The 15,453-nt window shown below is 56.5% G+C and carries 16 protein-coding genes; 10 read left to right on the plus strand and 6 right to left on the minus strand.

The window, feature by feature from the left end; all coding sequences use genetic code 11:
- The first annotated feature begins 27 nt into the window (after positions 1 to 27).
- From NG895_RS05365 to NG895_RS05410, 10 genes are all read left to right on the plus strand, one after another.
- Complete coding sequence (locus NG895_RS05365) at positions 28 to 2,073, plus strand: type I restriction-modification system subunit M (protein ID WP_252851436.1); 2,046 nt, start codon at positions 28 to 30, stop codon at positions 2,071 to 2,073.
- The gene (locus NG895_RS05370) at positions 2,070 to 3,101 is read left to right on the plus strand and encodes a hypothetical protein (RefSeq protein ID WP_252851437.1); all 1,032 of its coding nucleotides are present in this window, start codon (positions 2,070 to 2,072) and stop codon (positions 3,099 to 3,101) included. The genes NG895_RS05365 and NG895_RS05370 overlap by 4 nt, the downstream gene beginning before the upstream one ends.
- Positions 3,102 to 3,150: 49 nt before the next feature.
- On the plus strand, positions 3,151 to 4,161 hold the full coding sequence (locus NG895_RS05375; RefSeq protein WP_252851438.1) for an HTH domain-containing protein: 1,011 nt from the start codon (positions 3,151 to 3,153) through the stop codon (positions 4,159 to 4,161).
- Complete coding sequence (locus NG895_RS05380; protein ID WP_252851439.1) at positions 4,158 to 5,546, plus strand: restriction endonuclease subunit S; 1,389 nt, start codon at positions 4,158 to 4,160, stop codon at positions 5,544 to 5,546. Before NG895_RS05375 ends, NG895_RS05380 begins: the two co-directional genes overlap by 4 nt.
- Positions 5,543 to 6,145, plus strand: coding sequence for a DUF488 domain-containing protein (locus NG895_RS05385; RefSeq protein ID WP_252851440.1), 603 nt, complete (start codon positions 5,543 to 5,545; stop codon positions 6,143 to 6,145). The genes NG895_RS05380 and NG895_RS05385 overlap by 4 nt, the downstream gene beginning before the upstream one ends.
- Positions 6,138 to 6,602: a DUF488 domain-containing protein gene (locus tag NG895_RS05390; protein WP_252851441.1), complete on the plus strand. Its 465-nt coding sequence runs from the start codon at positions 6,138 to 6,140 to the stop codon at positions 6,600 to 6,602. The genes NG895_RS05385 and NG895_RS05390 overlap by 8 nt, the downstream gene beginning before the upstream one ends.
- A 9-nt stretch (positions 6,603 to 6,611) precedes the next feature.
- The gene (locus tag NG895_RS05395; protein WP_252851442.1) at positions 6,612 to 7,256 is read left to right on the plus strand and encodes a dual OB domain-containing protein; all 645 of its coding nucleotides are present in this window, start codon (positions 6,612 to 6,614) and stop codon (positions 7,254 to 7,256) included.
- 158 nt (positions 7,257 to 7,414) lie between these two features.
- Entirely contained in the window at positions 7,415 to 8,533 is a 1,119-nt protein-coding gene (locus NG895_RS05400) for a hypothetical protein (RefSeq protein ID WP_252851443.1), read from the plus strand.
- The gene (locus tag NG895_RS05405) at positions 8,523 to 11,564 is read left to right on the plus strand and encodes a type I restriction endonuclease subunit R (RefSeq protein ID WP_252851444.1); all 3,042 of its coding nucleotides are present in this window, start codon (positions 8,523 to 8,525) and stop codon (positions 11,562 to 11,564) included. Before NG895_RS05400 ends, NG895_RS05405 begins: the two co-directional genes overlap by 11 nt.
- A 63-nt stretch (positions 11,565 to 11,627) precedes the next feature.
- On the plus strand, positions 11,628 to 11,954 hold the full coding sequence (locus NG895_RS05410) for a hypothetical protein (protein WP_252851445.1): 327 nt from the start codon (positions 11,628 to 11,630) through the stop codon (positions 11,952 to 11,954).
- Between the two features lie 17 nt (positions 11,955 to 11,971).
- Here the strand turns inward: NG895_RS05410 and NG895_RS05415 are convergent, their stop codons facing one another.
- From NG895_RS05415 to NG895_RS05440, 6 genes are all read right to left on the minus strand, one after another.
- A complete protein-coding gene (locus NG895_RS05415) occupies positions 11,972 to 12,235 on the minus strand; it encodes a response regulator transcription factor (RefSeq protein ID WP_252851446.1) in 264 nt (87 codons plus the stop codon).
- Between the two features lie 388 nt (positions 12,236 to 12,623).
- Positions 12,624 to 13,256 (minus strand): recombinase family protein, encoded by a 633-nt coding sequence (locus NG895_RS05420; RefSeq protein WP_252851447.1) that lies wholly within the window; start codon positions 13,254 to 13,256, stop codon positions 12,624 to 12,626.
- A 130-nt stretch (positions 13,257 to 13,386) separates the two neighbouring features.
- Complete coding sequence (locus NG895_RS05425; RefSeq protein WP_252851448.1) at positions 13,387 to 14,265, minus strand: DUF932 domain-containing protein; 879 nt, start codon at positions 14,263 to 14,265, stop codon at positions 13,387 to 13,389.
- A gap of 54 nt (positions 14,266 to 14,319) precedes the next feature.
- A complete protein-coding gene (locus NG895_RS05430) occupies positions 14,320 to 14,712 on the minus strand; it encodes a hypothetical protein (protein ID WP_252851449.1) in 393 nt (130 codons plus the stop codon).
- 93 nt (positions 14,713 to 14,805) lie between these two features.
- A complete protein-coding gene (locus NG895_RS05435; RefSeq protein WP_252851450.1) occupies positions 14,806 to 15,189 on the minus strand; it encodes a hypothetical protein in 384 nt (127 codons plus the stop codon).
- A gap of 58 nt (positions 15,190 to 15,247) precedes the next feature.
- A complete protein-coding gene (locus NG895_RS05440) occupies positions 15,248 to 15,436 on the minus strand; it encodes a hypothetical protein (protein ID WP_252851451.1) in 189 nt (62 codons plus the stop codon).
- Positions 15,437 to 15,453 lie beyond the last annotated feature (17 nt).

Genomic DNA, 15,453 nt, shown 5'->3' on the forward strand with positions numbered 1-15,453 from the left:
CTTTTCCCAATATGCGGCAGACTTCGGATGGCATCGAACGGTTTCAGCGACAAGGTCAATTTCATTTGGTCCGTAGCGGACCTGCTTCGTGGGCCGTACAAGCCCAATCAATATGGCCGGATAATTCTACCCCTTACTGTGCTCCGGCGGCTCGACTGCGTGCTGGAGCCCACCAAGGACAAGGTGCTCGCCAAAGCCGCCAGCATCAAAGGCGGCAAGGTGGAGCGGGAGAAGGCGGAGCCGATTCTCAACCGGGCGGCGGGCCAGTCGTTCCACAACACGAGCAAGCTCACCTTCGAGAAACTCAAGGGCGACCCAGCGAAGATTGCCGCCAACCTGTCGCAGTACATTAAGAGCTTTTCCTCGACGGCCCGCAAGATCATCGAGTATTTCGGCTTCGAGGACGAAATCGCCAAGCTGGACGAGCACGACCGGCTCTTTCTGGTCGTCTCCAAGTTCTGCGACATCGACCTCCACCCGAATGTCGTGCCCAACACCGAGATGGGCTACATCTTTGAGGAGCTGATTCGTCGGTTTAACGAAGCGGCCAACGAGACGGCGGGCGACCACTTTACTCCGCGTGAGGTGATTCGCCTGATGGTCAATCTGCTCTTCGAGCCGGATGGCGACGTCCTCACCAAGAAAGGGATCGCACCCACTTTGCTCGACCCCGCCTGCGGCACGGGCGGAATGCTGGCAGTTGCCGACGAGTACCTTCACGAGCTGAATCCCGACAGCCGCCTTCAGGTATTTGGCCAGGACCACAACCCCGAGTCGTACGCCGTTTGCGGAAGCGACATGCTCATTAAAGGCCACGATATTAAAAACATCGCCTTCGGCAGTAGCTTCTCGAAGGACGGGTTCAGCGGCGAGACGTTCAATTACCTGCTAGCCAACCCGCCGTTTGGAGTCGAGTGGAAGCCCGACGAAAAATTTATCCGAGACGAGGCGGAGCGCGGTTCGAGCGGTCGCTTCGAGGCGGGCCTGCCCCGCATCAACGATGGTTCGCTGCTATTCCTGCAGCACATGATTTCTAAGATGAAGCCTACCGCCAAAGGGGGCTCGCGAATCGCCATCGTGTTCAACGGGTCGCCGCTGTTCACCGGCGACGCCGGTAGTGGCGAGAGCGAGATTCGTCGTTGGATTATCGAGAACGATTGGCTCGATGCGATTATCGCGATGCCCGACCAGCTCTTCTACAATACCGGCATCTTCACCTACGTATGGGTGGTTACCAACCGCAAACGAGAGGAACGCCGGGGCAAGGTGCAGCTCATCAACGCCGTCGATCTGTACCAGAAGATGCGGAAGAGCCTCAATAACAAGCGGAACGAAATCAGCGAAGAGCATATCGCGGAGACCACTCGCCTCTATGGCGAGTTTGCTGAGTGCGACCGCAGCAAGATTTTTGACAACCAAGACTTTGGATTCCGGAAAATTACCGTCGAGCGCCCGCTAAAGCTCGTGTTCCAGGTAACGCCCGAACGCATCGAAGCCCTACGGGAAGTCAGAGCATTCGAGAACCTTGCCAAGAGCAAGAAAAAGAAAGGCACCAAGGCTCACGAAGCCGAGGTCGCGGCAGGTAAGGAGTACCAGGCGGCACTTGTCGCGATGCTAGAGTCGCTCCATGCAAGAACGGTCTACAAGAACCGCGACGAATTCCTCGACATCATCACCGCAGCGGCCAAAGACGCCGACGTCAAGATTCCAGCCCCGATAAAGAAAGCCATCCTCGCCACATTCAGTGAGCGCGACGAATCAGCCGACGTTTGCACCGACAAGGACGGCAACCCGGAGCCCGATACCGAGTTGCGAGACTACGAGAATGTGCCGCTCAAGGAGGACATTTACGAGTACTTTGCCCGGGAAGTAACGCCACACGTCCCTGATGCCTGGATCAGCGAGGAAAAGCGGGACGAGAAGGATGGCGGGGTCGGCATCGTCGGCTACGAGATCCCGCTGACTCGTCACTTCTACGAATACAAGCCGCCACGACCGCTTGCCGACATCGAAGCGGACATCGCCGACATCGAGAAAGACATTGTCCGGATGCTTCGGGAGGTAGTTGGATGAGCACCGACCTGGAACGTTTTGGCTGCCTACTAACCGAACTGGAGACTTCGCACAAGCTGATTGTGGCAGGCTTTGGGACGCTTCAAGAAATCGACATGGCAAACGATTTTTATCACTTGCCGCACCAGCTCCTGGCAAGCGGCCTTGAGCGTCTAATGAAATGCTACATCTCGCTTGCCTACGAGGATGCCAACGGCTCATTCCCCGACATGAACTACATGAGGACACTCGGGCATGACCTTACGAACCTGCTCGCGAAGATTACGGACGAGTTTTACGGCGGTAAGTCTCGTCGGCTAGTTCAGGCAGAGTACGACTTCATCACCACCGATCACGAGCTCGCCGGGTGCGTGCGCATCTTGTCGCTATTTGGCAAGTTTGGGAGGTATTACAACCTGGATATCGTAGCTGGGAGTCCACACAGTCCGATTGATCCCAGCAGCGAGTGGGAGGCCCTTGAATCCACCATTGTGGATCCAACTCCTTATATCGGTGACATGGAAGCGATGCACAATGACTACTATCCTCGCGTGCATTCGAGGATTATCGCAAAGCTTGAAAGGCTCGTGAGGGCGATCGCGCTTCAGTTCACCATTGGCGATCATCCTGATTCCGAGGGGCGACTCAGCCAGACTTCCGTTGTGTACTCTGACTTCCGGAATCTCCGAGATGAGCAGTTAGGTACGCGGGACTACAGACGTTCAGTTCATATCCTGGAGCAAAGAGAGAAGGCAAAGTGGACGAAACGAACCGATGAGGAAATCAAGTCGAGTGGCTGGCCAACTAAAGAAATCTCAAAAGACGACTTCGAGGGTGAGTGGCCATTTAGAGCTGACAAGATAGTTGTCGAGCTTCGGGACAACCTCTTCTGTATAGCCAACATCGAAGGCTATGCGTTCGCGCTAAATGGTAGTGCAAAGAGCCACCTAAAGATGCCATTCCCACACGAAGCTGGCGTGGCCATCCTTGGCAAATCAGTTGGACCGTTTACCGATATTGCCTTCAAGCTGAAGGACACCGAATCATGAACGCCGACATCGAGAAAGACATCGTGCGGATGCTGCGGGAGGTGGTCGGATGAACAACGTGATGAACGCCATCACTCACGTGTTGACTGAGGCCGATGGCCCACTTCATTACCGTGAGATTACCAAGCGTGCCCTTGCATCGGGGCTTTGGAAGACCCGAGGCACGTCTCCCGAGGCGACGGTCAATGCCCACCTGTCGGGTTCCATCAAGCGTGACGGTAGCAAGTCCCCATTCCGGAAGCACGCGCGTGGCGTCTATGGTTTGGCGACTGCCGGCAGTTCAAACGGTGCCGCCAGCGAGGATGTAGAGAATGACGATTCCTCTATGTCTTACACGGAAGCCGCGGTGCATGTGCTGGAAGAATACGCGGATGGGCAGCCGATGCACTATCGAGACATTACCAATAAGATTCTCGAACTTGGCTTGGTGGAGACCGCGAGCAAAACTCCTGAAGCAACTCTGAACGCCCAACTCCATATGGAGATGCAACGGCGCGAAAAGCGTGGAGAAGAACAACGCTTCGACCGTCGCGGTAAGGGCATGTTCGGTCTGGTTAGCTGGAAGCCAACGGGACTCGAAGGCCAGATTCGTAAACGCAACGAAGAGGTACGGAGGAAGCTCCATGAACGCGTTGCAGAACTGACACCTGAAGACTTCGAAATACTTGTCGGGCAACTGCTGACCGCACTTGGCTTTGAGGAAGTCGAAGTTACAAAGATTTCCTCCGACGGAGGTATCGACGTCCGCGGCACGCTGGTGGTCGGCGACGCGATTCGCACGCGGATGGCGGTGCAGGCGAAGAAGTGGAAGAACAACGTTCAGGCCCCTGTCGTTCAGCAGGTTCGTGGTAGTCTCGGCTCGCACGAACAGGGCCTCATTATTACGACCAGCGACTTCTCGAAGGGGGCTCGCGAGGAAGCTCAGCGGCCCGATGCAATCCCGGTTGGCCTGATGAACGGCCAGCAGCTTGTGAGCCTGCTGATTGAGCACGGCATCGGTGTCCGCCGCACGACGCACGACATCCTCGCCCTCGATGAACTACGGGAGGGAGAAGAATGACGGATGAACTGAACGTCGCTGAACAAGTTGTCACCAAAATCGAACCGGGATCTGGGTGGCGACGTTACGAGGAGTACAAAGACACGGGCATAACATGGCTGGGGCATATTCCTGGGCACTGGACTGAAAAGAAGCTCAAATGGGAATCTCCTGTTTACCGTGGAGCGTCACCGCGTCCTATAGACGACCCAAAATACTTCGACGATGACGGAGAGTTTTCGTGGGTCCGCATCGCGGACGTGACAGCAGCAGGGATGTACCTCGACAGGACCACCCAGAAGCTCTCTGAATTGGGTGCGAGTCTGAGCGTGAAGATGTCACCTGGCGAGATGTTCCTAAGCATTGCGGGAAGTGTTGGAAAACCGTGTATAACAAACATTCAGTGCTGTATTCACGACGGGTTCGTCTACTTCCCTCGTCTAAAAGCAGACAGACACTATCTTTACTATATCTTTGCTTCTGGTGAGCCCTATAGAGGACTTGGTAAGCTTGGTACACAGCTCAATCTAAATACCGACATCGTTGGCGATATGGTTCTGCCGTTCCCTCCGCTCAACGAGCAGCGGCAGATTGCGGCGTTCTTGGATCGGGAGACGGCGAAGATTGACGAGCTGGTCGCCAAGAAGCGACGGCTCATCGAGCTACTCAAGGAAAAGCGAACCGCCCTCATCAGCCAGGCCGTGACGAAGGGTCTTGACGCGAGTACGGAGATGAAGGATTCGGGAGTGGCGTGGTTGGGGAAGGTACCCACTACTTGGGACGTGCTCTCTCTACGATACGTCACCAAAGTGCAGACGGGCCTGACCCTTGGCAAAAAATACAAGGCATCACAGCAACTAGAGTCTCACCCCTACCTCCGTGTGGCCAATGTCCAGGATGGCTATCTTGACCTAAAAGAAATCACTGAAGTGGACATTCCAACAGAAGATGCGCCACGATATTTGCTGCAATCCGGCGACGTCCTCATGACTGAAGGTGGAGATTTTGACAAACTGGGCCGGGGGTATGTCTGGGAAGGACAAGTCCCTGGTTGCTTGCACCAGAATCATATCTTTGCCGTCCGCCCAATGGCAGATCGGCTTCATCCAGAGTTCCTTGCATCGTTGCTGACTTCCTACCATGGCAAGACGTACTTCACGAGTACATCTAGTCAAACGACGAATCTCGCAACCACCAACAGTACGAAGTTGAAGGAGTTTCCGGTCCTGGTACCTCCACAGCAGGAACAACGCAACATTCTAGATTTCGTTAGACAGCAAGCCATCGTGCACGAAGCCCTAGAAAGAACTTCGGAAAAGGCGATTGGTTGTCTGCAAGAATACCGCTCTGCCCTCATCTCAGCTGCGGTGACGGGTAAAATCGACGTGAGGGAGGCTACGGAATGAGCCTTGCAGCTACCGTAATGACGATAGGACATTCGAATCACGACTTGAGTCGATTCCTGGAGCTGCTAAGCGACCATGGTGTTTCCGTCGTTATTGATGTCAGATCCCAGCCCTACAGTCGCTTTGCCCAATTCAACCAAGAGAATCTAGCTGGCTCACTCGGTGGATTCGGAATCAACTATATGTTCCTTGGTAGAGAACTTGGGGCCCGCAGAGACGAGCCCGAGTGCTACGAAAACGACCAAGCTACGTATGATCACGTTGCGGAACTCCCCGCGTTTCGGGAGGGACTATCGAAAGTGCTAAATGAGGCAGAATCCAACGTCGTCGCTCTCATGTGTGCCGAACGCGAACCCCTGGACTGTCATCGAGCTGTATTGATTGCTCGCCACTTAGAAGCCCATGGAGTTGAGGTTCGGCACATACTTGCCGATGGTGCAATCGAGGCACACAAAGAAACTGAGAAACGAATGGTTCTAGCGATGGGCGTGGACCCACTATTTGATGCGGGAAGATCCCCTAGCGAACTGATAGCAAGAGCTTACGCTGAACGCGGCAAACAAATCGCCTACCGCAGGCAGGAGTCCGAGAGTGAGTGACCGACAGACTCAGCGCGAACCAATCACCATCTATACGATTGGGTTTACCGGACACTCCGCAGAGGAGTTCTTTACCAAACTCCAGAATGCCGGCGTAAAGACGCTAGTCGACGTGCGGCTTAACAATGTGTCGCAACTCGCTGGCTTTGCAAAGCGTCGGGACCTCGAATACTTCCTGTGCACAATTTGTGACATCGACTACATTCACGAGAAGATCCTAGCTCCGACAAAGGACATTCTCGATGATTACAAGAAGAAACGTATAACGTGGGAGCAGTACGAACTCAGGTTTAACAAGCTTCTTGCGGAGCGACGACCGGATGTGGAGTTAAGTCCGAGCGAGCTCAATGGTGGTTGTCTACTTTGCAGTGAACATGAGCACATTCACTGCCACAGAAGGCTGGTGACCGATTTCTTGCAGAGCAAGTGGGGAGATGTCGAAGTCGTCAACTTGTAGGAGCCACAAATGGCCCGCATCGCAATCTTGGCAAACTCGAAACGCTTTGATGGTCAATGCTTGGGTGGCATCGACCTAGACACCAAAGAGTGGGTCCGCCCGGTCACGAAGAGCGGTGACGGCATACCAGTGGAGCGTTGCTTCGTGAACGGAAAGTTTCTGACTCTGCTTGACATCTTAGAGTTGGACCTTATCAAGCCCAGAATCGTCGACGAATTTCAGTGTGAGAACAGGTTCATCCGAAATTGGAGATGGAAGCGAAAGCGTCGCTTGAAACGCGACGCCGTGAAGAAGTACGTTGAGTCCGACACGCCCATCCTTCACTCCTCGGGCGACCGCGTTGCCCCAGACGACTTGCTCGTGCTTCCGCCAGAAGATTGGAAGTCACTTCAACTCGTGCGCCCGCGAAATTTAAGATTTGGACGCCACTACTACGACCCGAATCGGTGGGTCGCTCATTTCTTTGACCGAGCGGGCAATAGTTACTCGCTAAAAGTCACTGATCCGGTGGCCACGAGAAAGCTAGAGGGCGGCCAGAGTATATCGAAGCGGAGCCTGCTGACGGTGAGTATGGCCAAGCCGTGGTCGCACGACGATACCCAGAAACCACCAATGTGCTACAAAGTAGTCGCCGCCGTTGTGGAACCAAATTAGGCAGACTATGGAGAACCTGCGAAAACAGTAGTGTCGGTCTTGCCCGACGCGGTGCTAGAATAGCGAGAATGACTGTCAAATCGGCAAACGGCCGACGTTCGTAGCCTATCTCCAAGGACCGGTCAAACCCAACCGCTACATATTCAGCCCTTCGTATCATGCCCATCTACGAACTCAACGACAACTGTTTGACGGAGGTCAAGACGACACGATTTGGCGACGCCGGCGTCAAGGAGCGCGAGGATCTGCAGCGATTACTACGCGATCAGATCGAGGTCCTGGTGCCTGACGCGATGGTGCTTGCCGAGGAGTTTGGCCAGTGGGACGACTCGCAACGCCGTATTGACCTGTTGCTGCTCGACCGGGACGCTCGCCTGGTTGTCGTCGAACTGAAGCGAACCGAGCGGGGCGGCCACATGGAACTGCAGGCGATTCGCTACGCGGCGATGGTTTCGACGATGACCTTTGAACAGGCTGCGGACGCGCACCGACGCTATCTCCAGCAACGAGGTATCGACGCGGATGCCGAGGCACGCCTGCTAGAGTTCCTCGATTGGGAGGAGTCGAACGAAGATGATTTCGGCCAATCGGTTCGCATAGTCTTGGCATCCGCCGAGTTCTCGAAAGAGCTGACGACTGCCGTGATGTGGCTCAACATACAGGGGCTCGATATTAGCTGCGTGCGGCTGCGTCCCTACTCGTATGGCGACAAAGTCTTGATCGACGTGCAGCAGGTTATCCCCCTTCCCGAGGCGGAGGAATATCAGGTCCGCGTACGGGAGAAGACCCAACGTGAACGGAGCGACCGGGGCAGTCAATGGAACGAGGAGAAATTGCTCACTCAAATTGCCACGGACCACGGTGAGGATGCCCGGCGAGCAGCTCAAGAATTGTTGGACTGGGGCGAAGAGAATGCAGACTACGTGTGGTGGGGACGTGGAAAACAGGCTGGCATGGCAGTAGCGATCGTCAAACCTGCAAGCACCAAGTTTCACATCTTCCGCATTGTAACGAACGGTAAGATCGTCTTCATGCTCGACTCGCTGCATAAGAAGCCGCCCTTCAATCGGCCAGAAATACTGCGCGAGATCGCTGACCGCTTGAAGCAATTTGATGGACTAGAGATTAGCGACGATGATCTGCGCCGGAGGCGGAGGATTCCCCTGGCGACGTTCGCGAATGCCGACGCCATGGCCAAAGTTTGCGAACTCGCGCAGTGGATGATTGAGCTAGTACGAGCGGAGACAGCATCGCAAGGAGACCGTGATGCCCATTGACCACCGCGAAATTCGCTTCGAAGACGCCATTGAGCAGTACCTGCTCGACAATGGCTATGAAAAGGGCGTTGGGCATCAACTCGATGCAGAGCACCCCGATGGTTTTGACGCGAAGCGGGCAATCTGGCCGAAGGCCGTCACCGACTTCTTGAAGGCGACTCAGCCGGAAGTGTGGGATTCACTCGAAAACCTGCACGGCGAGGATACCGCACGCATCGTGCTGGACGACCTTTGTCGATCGCTCGACTCGCAGGGACTGCTAGCCGTGCTCCGTCACGGCTTCAAATGCTATGGCAAGCGGCTGCAGATGGCCTTCTTTGCCCCGGCCCATGCGATGAACCCCGAGACCCAGCGGCTCTACAAGGCGAACCAGCTGGACGTCGTGCGGCAACTGCATTTCAGTGATGCCGAACCGGGCAAGTCGCTCGACTTGGCCCTGGCGCTCAACGGCTTGCCGCTCGCCACGGCGGAGCTGAAAAACCAAAACTCAGGGCAGACCGTCGAACACGCGAAGCAGCAGTACCGTGACGACCGCGACCCCAAGGAAAAGCTGTTCGCTTTCAAGCAACGCGCGGTGGTCCATTTCGCGGTTGATACAGACGCAGTTGCAATGGCAACCAAGCTCGATGGCAAGAAGACTTTCTTCCTGCCGCTCAACCGGGGCGACGGCCTCGGAGCAGGTAACCCAGACAACCCCAATGGCTACAAAACCGAGTATCTTTGGCAGGGCATCTGGCAACGGGATGCTTGGCTCGACATATTCGCCCGCTTCGTCTTTCTCGAATCCAAGGAAACGAAAGTCGGCGGCAAGAAGGTCCGCAAGGAGACGATGATCTTCCCACGCTATCACCAGCTGGACGCGGTTTCAAAGCTCGAAGCGGATGCCAAACAGAAAGGGCCGGGCAACAACTACTTGGTGCAGCACTCCGCTGGCAGCGGCAAGAGCAACAGCATCGGCTGGCTCGCTCACCGGCTGGCCAGCCTGCACGATGCGAAGGACGGCAAGGTATTCGACTCGGTCATCGTGGTGACCGACCGTGTTGTGCTCGACCGTCAACTGCAGGACACCATCTATCAGTTAGAACACAAACAAGGCGTTGTCCAAAAGATCGACGAGAGTCACAAGTCGGCCCAGCTCGCTGCGGCGCTCGATGCAGGTACGCCGATTATTATTGTGACGATACAGACATTCCCATTTGTCACGGAGAAGCTCTCCAAGCAGAAGGATCGCAAGTACGCGGTCATCATTGACGAGGCGCATAGTTCTGCGTCGGGCGAAACCGCTACGGAACTTAAAGCGGTGCTTGCGGCGGAGCAGATTCGGGAAAAGGCCCGGGCTGAAGCGGAGCAGAAGGGACTCGCCGACTACGAAGAAGAGATTCTTCGCACGATGGCCAAGCGGGGCCGCCAGCCAAACATCAGCTTCTTCGCGTTCACTGCGACGCCGAAATACAAAACGCTCGAAGTCTTCGGCGGCCGAGACGTCAGCGGCAAGCCGACGCCGTTCCACCTCTACAGTATGCGGCAGGCAATCGAGGAAGGTTTTATTCACGACGTGCTGGCGAATTACACGACGTACAAGACTTACCACCGGCTATTGAAGAGCATCGAGGAGGACCCGCAGGTTGAGAAACGCAAGGCGGCCCAAGCGCTGGCCCGCTTCATGAGCCTGCACCCACACAACATCGCCCAAAAGACAGAGGTGATGTTGGAACACTTTCGAGCTCACACGCGGCACAAGATCGGTGGACGGGCGAAGGCAATGGTGGTAACCAGCTCGCGGCTGCATGCCGTCCGCTATAAGCAAGAGTTCGACAAGCAGATTGCCGAGAAAGGCTACGACGATGTCCGCACGCTCGTGGCATTTTCCGGCACGGTCGAAGACCCTGACGTGAGCGGCAAGTCGTATACCGAACCGGAGATGAACCCCGATCCCGAGACGGGGAATCCTATCAAAGAGAAACAGCTTCCAGAGAAGTTTGCAGGGCCAGAATTTCAAGTGCTCATTGTTGCCGAGAAATACCAAACTGGGTTCGACCAGCCTCTGTTGCACACGATGTACGTTGACAAGCGGCTCGCTGGTATTCAAGCCGTGCAGACATTGTCGCGACTTAACCGCACCTGCAGCGGAAAGGAAGATACCTTTGTTCTCGACTTCGTCAACTCGCGCGAGGAAATCTACGAAGCGTTTCAGCCTTACTACGAGCGGACTGACGTCGGTGAGGAAGCCGACCCGCATCAGCTGTACGAGCTACAAGCGAAGATAGAAGAGCAACACATCATCCACGCCAGCGACGTTGAGGCGTTCTGCAAGGTGTTCTTCCAGGCCAAGGCCGTGCAGAGCAAATCGGACCACGCCAAATTGCAGGCGACGCTAGACCCCGCCGTGACGCGATTCAAAGAACTGGACGAGGAAGAGCAGGAAGAGTTTCGCGGATTGCTGGGAGCCTTTCGGAACCTATACGCATTTCTTTCCCAGGTCATCCCATTCCAAGATTCAGAGCTAGAAAAGCTGTACGCTTACGCGCGATTCCTGCTTACGAAGCTCCCTCGACGTGAGTCTGGACCGCGCTACCAGTTCGACGACGAGGTCACACTAAAGTTCTATCGACTTCAGAAGATCAGCGACGGCAGCATCGAACTCGACAAAGGCAAGGGCGGAGAAGTTGGCGGGCCGACCGCTGTCGGAACAAGTCTCGGCGAAAGTCCAGAAGTAGAACTTTCAACGCTCATCGAACTGGTCAATGAGCGATTCGGAACCGACTTCACAAAGGCCGACGAGCTGTTCTTCAATCAAATTCAGGAGGAAGCCGTCAACGACGAGGATATTCGCGAGGCGGCCAAGGCGAACACACTCGACAATTTCCGTTTTGTCTTTGACAAGGCTTTGGAGAACTTCTTCATCGACCGGATGGAACAGAATGAGGAACTGTTTGCCAAGTACATGAACGACCCGGCCTTCCAAGAGCTGGTCAAGCGGCATCTGCGGGAGCGGGTCTACGGTCAGATACGAGACGAAGATGCCGCGTAGCTACACCGCGTAGCCCCAGACGGACTGGCAAGGGCTCGCCCCGGTCAATCAAAGGCACACACAATGGAATCGAAGCTTGCATTCACGATCTTCTACGCATGGCAGAGCGACACTCCGCACAATCACAGTCGGCACTTGATCCGCGAAGCACTCGACGAAGTGGGGAGCAAGCTTGAAGATGATTTCGGATGCTCTCGAAAGTGTGGGTCGCCATACGCCGAGCAGTCCGGCACCGAACCAGCGAGTGAGTTTATCGCCAACTGGCCGGCGCATTGTGCCCGGTTTCTTTTTGAGTGGTTCGCGATGTACGATATGCACGGGGACCGCATTGAACTCCCCGCACTTGAGAAGTTCACCGAAGAGAAGAAAGCAGGCGCGCAACGCTACTAAGGCTCTGACTCGCCCGTCTAGTTCCAACCGTCTTTCTTCCGGCCACGCTTTCGCTTCTCGGCGAGGGTCAAGCTATCGTTCAGCTTGGCGATGCCGAGCTTGATTGCCCAGCGAGTTACGAGGGCCATCTTCGCAACGCCTAGCTTGTTCATGGCGTTCGTGCGATGGGTATCAGCAGTGGGTGTAGAAACGCCTAGGATCTTCCCGGCTTCGGCGGTGGTACAACCGAGACTTATCAGACGGACTACTTCAACTTCGCGGGGTGTAAGGTCGTGTTTCATGCTGGGTACCATTGCCCGGGTCGGATTATGCAAAACTTGAATTATCCTCAGCCTTATAGTGCTTCGGAAGCGGCCCTAAAAAGGAAAAGTCGGCTCGCCAAATTTAGCAAAACACCCCGAAAACCCCGAGGAATTTGGGCGAAAATCGGGTGAGACCGTGCCCGACTTTTTATTTACGGCCACCTTTTTTCATCGAGCCATAGGCCGGCACCGAAAACTGCCAAAAATAAGGGGTTTTGTGGCCAAATGAAGGTGCGAACCCCCAAATCCGCGACTCCGCGGCGCTGAAAATGCCCTGAAAATGGCCAATAAATACCCGGGGTGCCGCCCTAACTCCTTGCAGTGCAACGGGTTACACCTCGCGAGTTTTGGGGTGACTTTCTGACGACTACCCCAGTAACCGTTTGACCGCCGTGGGTGACCACGCCTTGCCCCGCCGCGTGAGCAGCCCGCGCCCAGTGAGCTCATGGGCGATTGCTTGATACGTGCGGCCCGCTTCGCGTAGCTTTCGAGCGATGGGCAGTACATCCTGCCTATGACGCTCAGCAGCGGCCACATTTGCCGCGTTGCCCTTGCGCGCCGCAACGGATGTCAGATTGCTAGGATTGCCCAGCTGGCCGCCACGGGCCTTGTAGGCAGCCAGGGCAGCCTTTGTACGTTCACTGATTCGGCGGGCTTCATCCTCTGCGACAGCAGCCAAGATGTGAACGGTGAGCCGGTTGGCCGTTGGGTTGTCGCAAGCTACGAACTCGATACCCGATTCCATGAGCGTTGAGACAAAGGCGACATTCCGCGCTAGCCTATCGAGTTTGGCGACGACCAATGTAGCCCCGCGGCGTTTGCAGGCTGCGATGGCTCGTTGTAGCTCGGGGCGCTGCCGCTTGTTCGTGCCGGTCTCAATTTCGGTGTACGATTCGATCGGCTCGCAGAACGCAGCGACGGCCGCTTGCTGGGCTTCCAAGCCTAATCCGCTTTGGCCTTGGCGGGCGGTGCTGACTCGATAGTATGCGACGTACTTCATTGGTGTCTATCTTTGGTGAGCTGGTAGCGTTTACATTGCCAAACGCCCGTTGAAGGAATGTAAAGCGCGTTTTCGGGGCAGTTTCGGACGGGATAGAGAAAGGGGCCGTCCGTGGCCCCGGCACCATGAACTAGACCGCTAGTGCAAGTTCCATCGCGCGGCTAACGTCGGCATCGGTCAGGGCCTTGATAGCCCGTTGGGCCACAGACAAACGCCCCTTGCGGCTTTTGTCGTGCTGGACGTAGCCCTGGATAGCGTTGAAAGCTTCCCAGGCGGTAGCCGTATGGGCGCTGCCGAGCGGTCGGCCCGTTCGCTGGCGCTCCCGCATAAGGCGACCAACGATAGACTCGGCGCGGCGCTGGTAGCTGCCTACCGTGCGCCGGCTGGCATCCTCGGGCATCGGATAGACCGCGGCCACGAACTCGCGGAAATCAAGTTCCGCGGCCTGCATGCGCTCCACCGTGGACACGACACCATCCCAGCGGGCGGCCAGCCCGCGGAACGTTTCGATCAGCCCGGGCATGCGGTCGCGCAGCTGCCGGGTATGCCGAAGCGAAACGCTGTGGGATTGGCCAGCGGTCCGAATCCACTGCAAGTTGCTGCAAGCATCGCGGAACAATCCGAGGCTGGCCGTAAACGCCCGGCCATCGTAGCCAGCTTGCAGGATGAACCGCGGAAAGATGTTATCGGCCGTGCCGTAAATCGCCCGGCGGTGTTCATCGGTCGGGCCGATAATGACATGGTGGCCGCCATCCCAAGAGCAGGTTATCCCACAATGGCTAGCGTCGAATCCAGCGCTGGCTGCTTCGGCAAGCGCTTGCACATCATCCAGCGTATGCGGCGTGTAGCCACGGCGACAGGCATTGCCGACGCACTCGGAATTGTCCGAGCGGAACAAACCGTAATGCGGGGTACGCTCGCGGTCGGGACCGAGCAGGGGCAGCTTGCAGACTTCAAAGGGGAACGCTTCGGCGATTGATTGGCGGACGTTTTCAAGGGTAGTAGTCATGGTGCAGAAATCCAAAGGGTGAGAAGCAAGCAAGAAAAGAGTGCATCGAGTGATTCAGGTGGCAGGCGCGGCGGTGTATTTCAGGGGCTTGGCCGCCCAGGTTTTTGACTGAACGAACGAACGCAGCGTGCGGTATCGCGTCGCCCATCGCCCAGACTTTGCGGGCCGGGCGCAGAACCCTGCCGAAACGCGCAGCGGGGTTGAACCTTTGCGGGCTTCGGCCGTGCAAGCGCCGCAAAGGTGCAAGCCGAATAGCACCGCGTTCATGTCCTCGCGCCTGAATAGCTGATCGCAGCCATAGCAGAGCGTTGGCGCTTTCATGGCCTGTTGATACGCTTCGCGCTGGGCGCGGGCTTCATACTGGCGCTGAATGCGCTCTTGCTCAAACTCTGCGCGTCGGCGCTTTCGGCTGGCGTTCTCGCTGCGATGGGCTTCAATCGTGGGCATGGTGTGAGACTCCAAAGGGTGAGGAACAGAGAAAAGCAAAGGGGGCGCGCGGGTGGCGAATCCCGCTAGCGCGCTTGCGCCCTGGGTTCGCATCTAGGCAATTTCTTGGGCGAGCTCACCGCGCCGATCTAATAGCCGCTGCGCGATAACTCGGCAATCAATCGCGGTAAGGTAACCGTCGCCGCAGCAAGGCCCGTGGCGGGTTATGAGCACCGCGGCCAGTCCGGGATGGTCGGACGCCAGCGCGTCGATAACCTGGCCCGTATTACCGTTTAGCCAATTTTCGGCGAGCCCTTGCGCGCTTGTTTCTAAGTCGATCGTGGCGTTGTATTCGGCCGCCCACCTTTGCGCGGGGGCTGGCGGGTTTTCATCGCACTTAGCGCAAATCTCGCCGAATCGGTAGCCGTCGGTTTTGGGGAACATGGGGAACGGGGCACGGTCGGACGAACCACAGCACTTGCAAAAGGGGCTAGACATGGCGGGAATCTCCAAAAGGTGAAAAGCAGAAAAGCAAGAAGGCTGGCAAGATGCGCGGCTATTCGTTGCAGGCATCGGCGATGAGCACCAGGCAGCGGCGCAGCGTGATGCGCCAGCTGGGCGATATAGCGGCCAGCGTGCGCCAGTCCCCGGGAACACGCCCAAGTGCGCGCTCGCAGGCGGCAAACGCTCGGCAGTAGGTACGGTAGGCGGCTGCTTGCTTGCGGTTCTCAAGGTTGATTGTCATGGGTGGAATTCTCCAAG

It is taken from the genome of Aeoliella straminimaris (assembly GCF_024054565.1).
GTDB classification, from domain to species: domain Bacteria; phylum Planctomycetota; class Planctomycetia; order Pirellulales; family Lacipirellulaceae; genus Aeoliella; species Aeoliella straminimaris.